We start from the raw sequence: 11,543 nt of genomic DNA on the forward strand, positions 1-11,543 counted from the left end.
CAATCATTTTTCGGAAATCATCGTTATACCGTTTCCCATTATTTTTCTTACTCATCGGACACATCCTCCTTAAAAGTCATTGTATAAATTTAACTTAGATGTGTCCATGAAACTATACTAGCATCAAAGGGGATAAACATTATGTTCAAATTAATAAGTGTTGAAAGTTTAAGTAAGACTTATGTGAGCAAAAAGGAAAAAATTATTGCTGTTGATAATATTAGCTTTACAGTCGATCAAGGAGAAATTTTTGGTTTTCTTGGACCGAGCGGAGCAGGTAAAACTACTACACAAAGAATACTGACAACATTGTTGCCTATTAGTAGCGGAACAGCTTATATAGCTGGATATAATGTGTTAACTGAAGCCAAAAAAGTCCGTGCAAATATAGGCTATGTTAGTCAGCTTGGTGGTGCTGATCCAAACGCCACAGTATGGGAGAATTTGGAATTATCAGGAAAATTATATGGGCTATCAAATGATGTTACAGTGCAAAGAATTGAGCAATTGAGTAAATTGCTAGATTTTCATGAATTACTTCCGCGCTTTGTTCGCACATTGTCTGGTGGGCAAAAACGTCGTGTAGAGATTGCTCAAGGAATTTTACATGAACCAAAAGTTTTATTTCTTGATGAACCAACGACAGGACTTGATCCACAAAACCGCGCTAATTTATGGCAGCACATTAAAAAATTACGTGACAATGGAATGACCATTTTCCTAACGACTCACTATTTAGAAGAAGCGGATGCGTTATGTGACCGTTTAATTATCATAGATCACGGCAATATTATCGCTGAAGGAACACCTACAGAATTAAAGAAAAAGATTTCGAGTGAAGTTGTTTCAATGGAAATAAAACATCTGCAGGACAGCGAAAAAATGAAACTATTTTTTAAACAATTAGAACTTGATAAAGTGACAGAAGCAAATATGAAATTTTCCATTTACACTGACATAGGTGAAAAATTAATTACTGATATTATTAACTTCACAAAAGAACATCAGATTGAATTAGCCAATTTATCGTTATCAATGCCTTCCTTAAATGATGTCTTTTTAACATTAACTGGTAAAGAATTGCGTGATGGCGGAAAGGAAGAAGAACAATGATGCAGGTTGTACGGGAAACGAATATTTTCTTTGTTCGTAAATTAATAGAGTCAGCTCGCCAAATTGTTTGGGTAATCTCAGGTTTGATGACTCCCTTGTTATATATCTTATTATTTAGTCCATTATTGAAAAACATTACCCATCCTGCTATGACTACAGCTCAGGTTTTAGATATGTTTGTGCCGGGCATTTTAGTTCTCTTAGCATTTAGTTCAGGAATGGGTGCTGGATGGTCAATGGTTTTTGACCTAAAAAGTGGGATTATTGAACGTTTACGTGTAACCCCAGCCAGTCGGTTCGCTATGTTAATGGGAGGGGTATTAAAAGATGTCGTAGCGTTCCTTATTCCAGCAATTATCGTTTTAGTAATCTCAAGTTTATTTGGTTATGAAATGCACGTTGTTGGTATTTTATTACAATTAATATTACTATCGGTTCTTACGATGATGGTTTCAGCATGGTCTGGAAGTCTGGGTTTGATTTTCCAAGATGTGAGTGGGGTTGCTGCCGTAGTAACAAGTTTACAATTACCGTTAACCTTACTTTCCGGAATTTTATTACCAATATCATTTGGACCCAAGTGGTTACAAGTACTCGCGCATGTCAATCCGCTATATTATGGAGTAGAAGCGTCCAAAAAATTAGCGGAAGGATCAATTATGAACCAATCAGTTTTCGTAGGATTTATTGTCATTGTAGTTATTACAATTATCACATTGATTTGGTCAACTCGCGTTTATAACAAGGCCATTGCATAAGATTTTAATGGAGTGGCAAAAGTAATGAATTGAATAATTCTTCCGAAATCGGGAGAATTTGTTGAAGATTACAGTCATAAAATTATCAAACTTTATTATAAAAGTTGTGCAGCTTTCACAAAGAAAGAACCCATTTTGATCAAACTTTATTTTAAAGCTACAACATTCCGTCCTGGATTGCCGTGAACATCTTGACCACCACGTTTTTTGGAACCGGAACGGTGATGGCCAACTATCGTGAAAAAGGCATTTTACGACGCTATCATCCCGGACTATGGATGGATCACTGCCACAATCTAGATCATGCCCAAAAAGGAATGACAATGCATGCGGCTTATGAAAATGTATACACTCCTTTCGCGATAGGAAGCGAAACGGGTAATAGTCCGGAATAGGATTGATCATGATTACGAATATTCCAAATAGCTGACAACTCTCGTCTTGAATACGTGTAAAGAAGCGAGATTAAAAAAGCGATAAACTCTTGGATTTTTTAATGGAATTTGCTGTTTCGGCTTTCCAGCCATTTCTTGAATTCATCAGGTGTATGTACATTACAATCTAATACAGCAGTATAGATATCGAAGCTTGTTACTTGTTTCCCATACTCGGGACGTGCGGACCAAACGGTTTTAATGCTTAAAATAGAGACAATCGCTGCCGGAGTCAGTCGAGCAGACATTGTGCGAATATGCTGCAAATCGGGCTGTTTTTCAGGCTCGTCCACAAACCAAATATCCAGTTCCCATTTGTGTCCAATGGTGGATTCGTAAGTGATACCTAGAAAATAACCGTCGGGATAGGTTGGATCAGTGTTCCAATTGCCCGTGTCATTGATGAATTTCAAATCGCGGACTTGAGGATTGGACATCAAATGCGAAGCGATTCCGGAAATTGTAGCGATGTTTAACTTAGAACAAACGACTGTAATATCGAGGTCTCTCCAAGCCATTAAACCTAGAGCCGCACTCCCTACTTTTACTGGTGTACCGGCTTCTGTCAGCAATTGCTTAAGGTGCATTTCTTCAACAATTGTATCTGCTTCAGCTTGCAACCGTAGTTGGCGGGCAAGTAGTTCTTCCTGTTTTATCATTTTCAACACTCCCTTGTAACATCCACTTATTTCTCTAAAACATTTTAACGAATATTGGCCGCTTTTTTTTGTTAAATACGCTGTCGTATATAGAAAACAAAACAAAATTCCCTTCGTTAAACTCACTGATAAGTTCTGGGGCATTCTTGCTTGTACTACTTTTTTCAGATTGCGATATTTTCACCCCACCATTATCGGAAAAGTGTAAAACTTCTTTGGTGAGGGCGAGACCCTTAACACTCTAAAAGCAGCATTATTGGACGTAAATACTGACACTCAACTGCAAGACGATCCCTCATAATGTCATATTAAAATAGGTTTTTTCTTAATATATAAATCAATTGACAGTACTTGTTCTATATAGATAAGAAGCTCTAATAATTACAAAGTAATATTGTTAATTTCGCAAAAAAGGGATTCGGTTTGTACTATTCCTGAAAAACTATGCCCGTCCAGCTATCCCATAAAAGAACAACTCCATCAATTGATCCATATTCTCGGTGGTCCGTTTTTGATTCGATCCCTCCCAATTCCGGACCAGTTCATTCTGGAACATTGTAAAATAACGCATCATCATCTCTTCAGATTGATCTTTTCGAATATACCCTTCTTGTTTTCCAAGCGCGACAAACTTCTTAAAAAAAGGCACAACCTTCTGCTCGTTATAACCGTCCATCATTTGTATCAACCCTCTTAAATCAGAAGATGGGAATTTTGGAAACTCATCCGCTAAAATTTTTAAGTTTTTAGCCTCCAACAGCATGATTTTTTTAGTCTTTTCAAGAAAAGATAACCCGGAATTCAGGATGTCCTCGTACTGTGCCAACTGCTTGTCCAGCCAATTCATCAGAGAATCAGTATAGAGCTGTTCTTTTGTCCCGAAGTAATTATATATGGTTGCAGGGGAAACATTCGCTTTATGCGCAATCTCATTCACGCTAACCTTTTGAAAGCCGTATTTGAAAAATAATTCAATGGATGCACTGAATATTTGCTCGATTTTTTTCTGTTTCCGTCGTTCATAACCGTTCATCATTGTTCACCTCATATGTAGTGTAACCAAAGTTTTAGACTGATTCAACAAAAATAGTACAAAACATATTGAACAATGAAGTTCATGTAGATATAATAGTTTTAGAGATTGGTGCTATATATACTATATAACTTTGTGAAAAGGTGTTATTTATTGATGATGGGAGTGGCGTGAAATGAGACAGTTACGAATTCCTTCTTTTTTGCACGATGTATTTGGTGAGAAACAGTCTGTTGGATCCATTTTAGCGATATTGCTTTTTGGCGGTATACTGACGGCTGCGTTATATTACCGATTCCCTGAATTGGCTAATGATTTGCCAGCGTGGCGCAGTGCTTTGGCATTATTATTGATTTTCGATGTTTTTGCGGGCGTTATAGCGAATTTTACAGTATCAACTAGCAATTTTTATGCGGCGCGTAAAAAAAATCGGATCGTATTCATCGCGATCCACGTCCATATTGTGATTATTGCCCTGCTTCTCAATACTAATATTGGGTATTCAGTAGGGATATGGGCTTATACGATCATCGGGGCTTATATTGTAAACTCCCTTATTGGGAAGCATGTGCAATTATTTGTAGCGGGCTTGCTTTTGTCTGTTGGTCTGGGGGTGGTGCCCATGCTGCCAGGAATAACTCCACATATGTTGATCATTGGCTTACTGTTTCTGGTGAAAGTATTGTTTAGCTTCGCTGTTGATCATTATGGAAATGCCAAACATAGTACTAAAAAAGAAGTATAAATACTACGGCTAGAATGATTATTTCGAGATCATTGCTCAAAGAAAATGGGGTTTGTTGATTTTGTGCTTGGGAAGTAAAGTAACCATCTATCTGTTACACTAATAGATGGTTACTAAGGTTGTTTAAAAATAAGCGTTTTCTTTCATTTTATAGGAATCATGAAGTAGGGCAAGTTTCGTGAAGCGTATAATTCATATCGCCATCTATTCTTGAGTTTGAAGGGCTAAACGTATGCCTAAGCCAATATAAATCACACCAACCATTTTCTCGACTTTATTAGCAAAAACACCTGATGTTTTGAACATCTTTGCTCCAATAAAACTTGTACAATAAGCCAAAAAAGAAGTGAATGCAATACTCATTAGCACAAATACAATCCCTAAAACAAAAAGCTGTAATGTTACACTACTTCCGTCATTTTGGATAAATTGAGGCAAAAATGCTAAAAAGAATAATGCTGTTTTAGGATTCAATATTTCCGCTAAAAAACCTTGTTTAATTGATTTCCAACTCGAGCTTTTATCTATACTCCCAGACGTTTGTTCAAGGTTTGATTTTTCTTTTTGTTTAGTCTTTGTAAATAACATTTGAATCCCTAAGTAAAATAAATAAAGAGCCCCGATATATTTGACGATTTCAAATGCTAGAGCAGAACTTAATAATATCGCTGATAACCCTAAAACAGCGAACAAGACGTGAATACTATCCCCTAAGGCGATTCCACAAGCAGTCATAATACCATTTTTTCTCCCGCTCTTTATCGTTTGAGAAATTGTAATAATCACCGCAGGACCTGGGACTAAAAATAAAAGAAATACAACGACAATAAATGAAAACATGTTGTCACTCCACCTTTCTTCTATAAAAATCATAACATTTTTTATTTCATACACCAAGAATTTATAAAATCCTAGCTTGTGGATAAGTTCTAATAGTGGGTGGGTATTGACGTCTGGCTCCAGCGCCCAGCGACGTACAAACTTTCGGTGCCTTCCTACGATAAGTCAACATCAGCTCGCCTTTCAATGTCTAGCTGCAGGCGGTAGGAGCTCGAGGTCAAATAACCTGGAATCCTGGAAGGGAAAGAACGCCCTTCCAGGATTCCAGAACATTTGCTTGTCGCCCCTGAACAACCGCCTTCCGCTTTTCGTGGCTCACTGTGTTTCCTTTATCTCAGGCCAACAGGATGTTGGTCAGAACGGCGTTGCGACGTACAAGGATGTACTAGTGCAGACGAAGCGACAGGACGTCGCGATTGAGTCTGCCGCCAGGACGGCGCGAATTTAGCTGTTCATCCCTTCAATCCTTCAAGTTTGTACGTCGCTGAACAGGCGCTTGCGCTTTTGTTCTTTTATTCCCCGCTCCAGCGGAAAAACCGTGAGGACAAAATGATCGACACGATGGCGACACCAATGAGGACTGCGACATCCACGCCGTTCTCCCAAATCGGTGTGAAATTCCATGTTTGCCTTATTAAATTAATGACATAGTAAAGCGGAAGGATGTGGGCAATAACACGTAATACGTTTGGCATCCATTCAATCGGAAAGGTGGCTCCCGATAGAAAAATCATCAAATTCAAGGCAAGTGAACTGATGGCTGAGGCAGTACGAACGTTTTTGGCAATAGAATTGATCAACAGTCCGAACGGGAAGAAGGCAACCAGGCTTAATAGAATGGCCAACAAGGTACTTCCCAAATATTTCGGTACATGTAAATTGAAGACGAGGTATCCAAAAATGAGAATAATTACGGCGCTGATGGTAAAAATGACGGTTCCCTGCACGGTTTGCGCCATTAACACCATCCAAGGCCTTACTGTTGTGACCTGATAGCGTCGCAAAATACCTTTTTCTCGATAGTTGGCCATCACCGTTCCGATTCCGAAAAACGCAGTGGTCAAGATGTTCACGGCCATCCAAGAAGGAATGTAAGCATTGCTGTAAGTCATCCCACCGATTTTTGCGTCTCCGAACATTATCCCGAATAGCCAGATCATTAGAACCGGAAACAAAAAGGTCCAGAACACGGCCATTTTTTCTCGAAAAAATAACTTTGTTTCTATTACCGACAGTTTCACAATTTTATTCATGCTGATCGCTCCTTTAACAGGTGGACAAACAAATCATCTAGGGTGCCTCGCTCAAAACGGAATGCGGCCACTTTCCAACCGCGTTCTTCACATTCTTTTAAAACTAGGTAGGCAGAACGCTGGAGATCCTCCGTTTGAATTCTCACTCGATCCGTGGATTTCTCCACATGAATCACGCTGGGCAGGGCGATCAATACATCAGGATCCACATCGAAACTCTCAAAGGTTAGGTAGTTTGTTGCCAGGTCTTCGAGCAACACATTCGGTTTTCCAAGTGCCCGGATTCGGCCGTCGTACACCATGGCGATCCGATCGCAAAGTTTTTCGGCTTCTTCCATATAATGCGTTGTGACCAAGATGGTGGTTCCTTGTTCCTTCAGGGTATGGATGACTTCCCACAACTCGCGGCGTGCTTGCGGATCAAGCTCCATGCTCGGTTCATCCAAAAAAACGATTTCGGGTTGATGCAAAACAGCTAAAGCGAGCGTTACTCGTTGTTTCCAGCCACCGGAAAGATCCTTGAAATACGAATTGAGTTTTTCTTCCAAATGCAACTGTTCAATGATGTTCAGGACATGATGTGTGTCATAAAAAGAGGCAAACAGATTTATCGCTTCTTTGACCTTCATTAACTCCTGTATGGATGTGGCCTGGAACTGCACCCCGATTTTTTTATTTAATTGATAGCGGTCGGATTCTTTACCGGGGTCGTGGCCGAGTACGTGTACCTTTCCGGAATCTCTTTTCCTTAGTCCTTCCAGAATCTCAATCGTTGTAGTTTTACCAGATCCGTTCGGACCAACAATCCCGAAAATTTCGCCTTTTTTGACTGTAAAAGAAATCCCCTGTACGGCTCGAGTTTCCCCGTACTGTTTGGTTAAACCTTCAGCTTCAATGACATGTGGCACTTTTTTCTCCTTCTCTCATAAATAAATTTTTGTTCTTCAGTCTTGCATCATAAAATCAGGTTTGTTTTATAAAAAAGGTTCTTCCGGCAGCCAACCTTTGTTTTCGGCAATTGAGACGGCATCCATCCGGTTTCTAGCTTCCAACTTCTGAATAATTTCGGAGATGTAGTTGCGGATCGTAGCTGGAGAGAGATAGAGAATTTTACTGATTTCTTTGACCGAATCTCCCTTCTTTAGGTGCAACAAAATCTCGGATTCTCGTTTCGTGAGTGGATTGATTTCTTCCATCATAGAAAAAGTAAGGTGCGGGCTAAAGACACGCTTACCCGCGTGAATTTTTCGCAGTGCTTCCGCCAATTCGGACACGGGCGTATCTTTTAGCAAATAACCCATTACTTCGGCCTTCACGGCACGTTGCAGGTACCCACTTCGGGCGAAGGTGGTCACAATGGCGACCCGGCATTCACTGCCTTCATCCCTCAATTTTTCTGCTGCCTCTAGTCCGCTTAACAAAGGCATCTCTATATCGAGCACGGCAATATCGGCGTTTTTTTCTTGAATCAGTTGGAGAGCCTGTTCACCATCGTTGGCTTCCCCGACAATTTCAATATCTTCTTCCAGGGCCAACAACTGGCTGACCGCGGATCGAAGCATTCCTTGATCCTCCGCAATGACAATTCTCATTGGATTCCCTCCGTTATCGCTGGTTTCTTAACTTTTGGCACGATGATCGTGATTTTCGTCCCTTTTGTTTCCCCGGTTACCATTTCAAGTTTCCCTTCGATCAGCAATAACCGTTCTTTCATACCCAACAGGCCGCTACCGAACCGGTCGTGATTTTCCTTCGCAATGCCAACTCCGTCATCCTCTACCTGAAGAATGTATTTTCCTGGTCCTTCTTCGAGGCGGATTGTGCATTTGTGCGCGCCGCTGTGCTTCACAACATTGGTGACACATTCGCGGAGACACAGGCTCAGGATATTTCGAATAATCGGTGGGGCCCCACCAAGCTCATCATTGCGTTCCAATTTGAATGAAATTCCGGCGGACTCGCAAATTTGAGCCGCCTGCTGGCACTCCTCGCCGAGATCGATAGACTGCATATCACTGATCAGTTCCCGAACCTGCAACAAAACGGATCTTGAAATATTCTGGATCTCACGTGCTTCTTTTGAGGCTTGATCAGGATTCTGGGGAATCAGCCGCTCCACCAATTCACCTTTCAAGGTAAGCAGGGACAGGGTATGGCCCAGCGTGTCATGAAGATCACGGGCGATTCGCTGGCGCTCTTCATTTTTTATCAACCGGGAAATTTCATCATTGGCATGTTGTAACCCCAATTTCATTTCATGTGATTTCCGGATCATTCTCACTATATAGGGCAACAAGAAAAGAATGAGAAGAATCGAATACCAGCCAAGGTACAATGGATTCGATTCTCGCAAGAAATGGAACCCAGTTGCCCCTGCAAAGAGCACAGCCATGAGTACAGTCATCCCAGTAATTTTACGGTAGGATGGGTATTTGCCGATCACCAAAGCGGGATAAAAGCCGAAGCACAATTCCCACGGGTTCAAGAAAGCCCCCCATAAAGCAATCGCGACCAGTTGAACAATGATGAAAAAAGTTCGGTATTTCGCATTCATAATGCTGATCAAATGAGCCGTTGCGATGATAAAAAACAATAGATAGTTGTACCCTGTCGGTTGCGGAAAGATAATCAGAGAAATCAACGGGGGAAGCAACATCATCGTTTCCCACGGGAGTCTGATGCGAGACATTTTTTACCACCTTCACCATTTTGGACTATCATACCATATGGTTTTGAGTCATTGACCTTAACCTTTGTCGTTGGTTATCGGGGCTCCGGAAACCTGGGCCTGCTTCCCGCGTTTCAGCCACTTCGGAACCAACCAGATCGACAGTAAGAAGACCACGATATGCACCGGCTGTGCAATAACTCCGAATTTATCTGCAGGGGGATTAACCAAAACATTGAGCGACGACAACAGAGTGACGCCTGCGGTTAGCAGAACATAATAGACTGAAGGTCTGGCAGTTTTTCGAAACCATTTTACGAAAATCATTGCCCCCGCGATATTGGCGATGATCGAAGCAACCGCAATGGAGATCCAATTTAACTGGGAGAACCACAGGCCTGTCACAGCACCTAAAAGGTAAGCTGTGGCAACACCGGCAGCCCCTGAAATAACTCCCACATATAAACCGACTAATAAACCTTTTCTCATTATTCCTTGTGCCTCCTTGATTTATTGTATTAAAAGCATATCGAAAAGCCGCCGGGGCCGGTAGTGATGGATATCACTTCTTTGAAATGATAAATATCAATTTTTAGAAGGATTTTCGGATCTAATTAATTAGAAAAAAGGTCAACCTGCAATCTGATTCCAGGTTGACCTCATTCGAAACTGCTTATTGGGACTTGGTTACATGATTCGCTCTGCTATGATTGGATTTCGGTAATAACAGCGTTGCTAACACATATACTATGGCCAGCAAATAAACCGTAAATACCCCATTCATAAGCTTAATGCCCTGAAGGGAACCTACAATTTTAGGCATGGCCGTTGTAACAATCGATGACTCTGCAGCCGCTAAAAAGGTAGCGACAAAGATGGAGATCATAACCATCGATCGATTCATGTTCATAATAATAAGAATCCTCCTTTATTTGGTTTAGCATGTATAGCTTCCAAATAAAGGCGGGCACTTGTTTATACATAAGAATATCAACATAACGTTCATCACTACCTAACATTGACATTACAATATGAACTACGAGAGTTGCTCACAGAAAGTTTTTCCTTCCAGAGTCATTCGTCTCAATTTTTCAAATATTATGTTTAAATGGTATCTTTAATAACTAGAATCTGTCAATAAATAAAATGGCCCAAATGTATATAGGCTAAATGTATTCTGTGTATTAAAAATTGCATTGTATATTTTTCTAAAGAATATGGTGAATCATTATTAAACGAGGCCTTACAATTGGAATCTACTCATGGACATTCTAGTGCGGATCAAATGAAACGTTCACTTCCGCTAGTAGGTCGGCGTTTAAAAAGAAGGAAGAGGTCCTTATAATTTTTGACCATTCATTCTGAAAATGTTATTCTTTTAAAAGAAAGGGGGAAAAGGCACATGGCACGACATAAAGAATTTGATGAAGCAAAGGTTCTCAGTAAAGCAATGGAATTCTTTTGGTATCGGGGTTATGAGGGTACTTCTCTTCAAGAACTACTGAAATATTTGGGAATTGCAAAGCAAAGTATGTATGATACCTATGGAAATAAACACGACTTATTTTTAGCCTCTTTAAAACATTATGCGGATCAGAAGATAACGTATCTAAATGACGCGCTTGAAAGATATGACTCGCCAAAGGAATCCATCATGTTTGTTTTTTACGATTTAGTAAAATTTCTCATTGACGAAGAACGAAAAAAAGGATGCTTTATGATCAATACGGCAGTAGAACTGGCGCCACATGATCAGGAAATTTCGAGATTGGTTGAAACGAACATGGAGAATGAAGTGTCTGCATTTTATCGGGCATTAATCCGCGCACAAAAAGAAGGTGAATTAAGTGAGCGGCACAATGATCTTATGGCACTTGCCCGATTCTTGAACCATGCTCGATATAGTTTGTTTATTGCATCTAAATCCACTTCGGATCCCGTTGTTTTAAATGATATTGTTAAAATTACACTCTCGGTCTTAGATTAACCTTTTGCTGACCCTTTTCTTATTTATGATTATTTTAGACCGATCAGTCTATA

At 40.2% G+C, this 11,543-nt stretch carries 13 protein-coding genes and 1 pseudogene; 5 read left to right on the forward strand and 9 right to left on the reverse strand.

The window, feature by feature from the left end; all coding sequences use genetic code 11:
* Positions 1-141 precede the first annotated feature (141 nt).
* The 3 genes from KI363_RS16105 (at position 142) to KI363_RS16115 (ending at position 2,266) form a co-directional block, all read left to right on the forward strand.
* Positions 142-1,113 carry an ATP-binding cassette domain-containing protein gene (locus KI363_RS16105; RefSeq protein WP_212966966.1) on the forward strand — a complete coding sequence of 324 codons (972 nt, stop codon included), beginning with the start codon at positions 142-144 and terminating at the stop codon, positions 1,111-1,113.
* Positions 1,113-1,871, forward strand: coding sequence for an ABC transporter permease (locus KI363_RS16110; RefSeq protein WP_158323972.1), 759 nt, complete (start codon positions 1,113-1,115; stop codon positions 1,869-1,871). The genes KI363_RS16105 and KI363_RS16110 overlap by 1 nt, the downstream gene beginning before the upstream one ends.
* 191 nt (positions 1,872-2,062) lie before the next feature.
* Positions 2,063-2,266, forward strand: coding sequence for a multicopper oxidase domain-containing protein (locus KI363_RS16115; RefSeq protein WP_214285633.1), 204 nt, complete (start codon positions 2,063-2,065; stop codon positions 2,264-2,266).
* A 98-nt stretch (positions 2,267-2,364) separates the two neighbouring features.
* Here the strand turns inward: KI363_RS16115 and KI363_RS16120 are convergent, their stop codons facing one another.
* Entirely contained in the window at positions 2,365-2,964 is a 600-nt protein-coding gene (locus KI363_RS16120; protein ID WP_212966967.1) for a hypothetical protein, read from the reverse strand.
* A 442-nt stretch (positions 2,965-3,406) separates the two neighbouring features.
* Complete coding sequence (locus KI363_RS16125; protein WP_212966997.1) at positions 3,407-3,997, reverse strand: TetR/AcrR family transcriptional regulator; 591 nt, start codon at positions 3,995-3,997, stop codon at positions 3,407-3,409.
* A 175-nt stretch (positions 3,998-4,172) separates the two neighbouring features.
* Here KI363_RS16125 and KI363_RS16130 point away from each other — a divergent pair, with 175 nt between their 5' ends.
* Positions 4,173-4,742, forward strand: coding sequence for a hypothetical protein (locus KI363_RS16130; protein WP_158324467.1), 570 nt, complete (start codon positions 4,173-4,175; stop codon positions 4,740-4,742).
* Between the two features lie 204 nt (positions 4,743-4,946).
* On the opposite strand, the gene KI363_RS16135 is transcribed toward KI363_RS16130, so the two are convergent.
* From KI363_RS16135 to KI363_RS16165, 7 genes and pseudogenes are all read right to left on the reverse strand, one after another.
* Positions 4,947-5,636 (reverse strand): LysE family translocator, encoded by a 690-nt coding sequence (locus KI363_RS16135; protein ID WP_246516909.1) that lies wholly within the window; start codon positions 5,634-5,636, stop codon positions 4,947-4,949.
* Positions 5,637-6,094: 458 nt separating this feature from the next.
* Positions 6,095-6,835: an ABC transporter permease gene (locus tag KI363_RS16140; protein ID WP_158324078.1), complete on the reverse strand. Its 741-nt coding sequence runs from the start codon at positions 6,833-6,835 to the stop codon at positions 6,095-6,097.
* The gene (locus KI363_RS16145) at positions 6,832-7,743 is read right to left on the reverse strand and encodes an ABC transporter ATP-binding protein (RefSeq protein ID WP_212966968.1); all 912 of its coding nucleotides are present in this window, start codon (positions 7,741-7,743) and stop codon (positions 6,832-6,834) included. Before KI363_RS16145 ends, KI363_RS16140 begins: the two co-directional genes overlap by 4 nt.
* 66 nt (positions 7,744-7,809) lie before the next feature.
* Complete coding sequence (locus tag KI363_RS16150) at positions 7,810-8,427, reverse strand: response regulator transcription factor (protein WP_158324080.1); 618 nt, start codon at positions 8,425-8,427, stop codon at positions 7,810-7,812.
* On the reverse strand, positions 8,424-9,524 hold the full coding sequence (locus KI363_RS16155; protein WP_212966969.1) for a sensor histidine kinase: 1,101 nt from the start codon (positions 9,522-9,524) through the stop codon (positions 8,424-8,426). Before KI363_RS16155 ends, KI363_RS16150 begins: the two co-directional genes overlap by 4 nt.
* A 57-nt stretch (positions 9,525-9,581) precedes the next feature.
* Complete coding sequence (locus KI363_RS16160) at positions 9,582-9,992, reverse strand: hypothetical protein (protein ID WP_158324082.1); 411 nt, start codon at positions 9,990-9,992, stop codon at positions 9,582-9,584.
* Positions 9,993-10,257: 265 nt separating this feature from the next.
* Positions 10,258-10,413 (reverse strand): annotated as a pseudogene (locus KI363_RS16165) (hypothetical protein); the annotation flags it as partial.
* A 492-nt stretch (positions 10,414-10,905) separates the two neighbouring features.
* On the opposite strand from KI363_RS16165, the gene KI363_RS16170 reads away from it, so the two are divergent.
* The gene (locus KI363_RS16170; protein WP_120075924.1) at positions 10,906-11,490 is read left to right on the forward strand and encodes a TetR/AcrR family transcriptional regulator; all 585 of its coding nucleotides are present in this window, start codon (positions 10,906-10,908) and stop codon (positions 11,488-11,490) included.
* Positions 11,491-11,543: the final 53 nt, after the last annotated feature.

The sequence above is a fragment of the Lederbergia ruris genome (genome assembly GCF_018332955.1).
Classification (GTDB): Bacteria; Bacillota; Bacilli; order Bacillales; family Bacillaceae_C; genus Lederbergia; species Lederbergia ruris.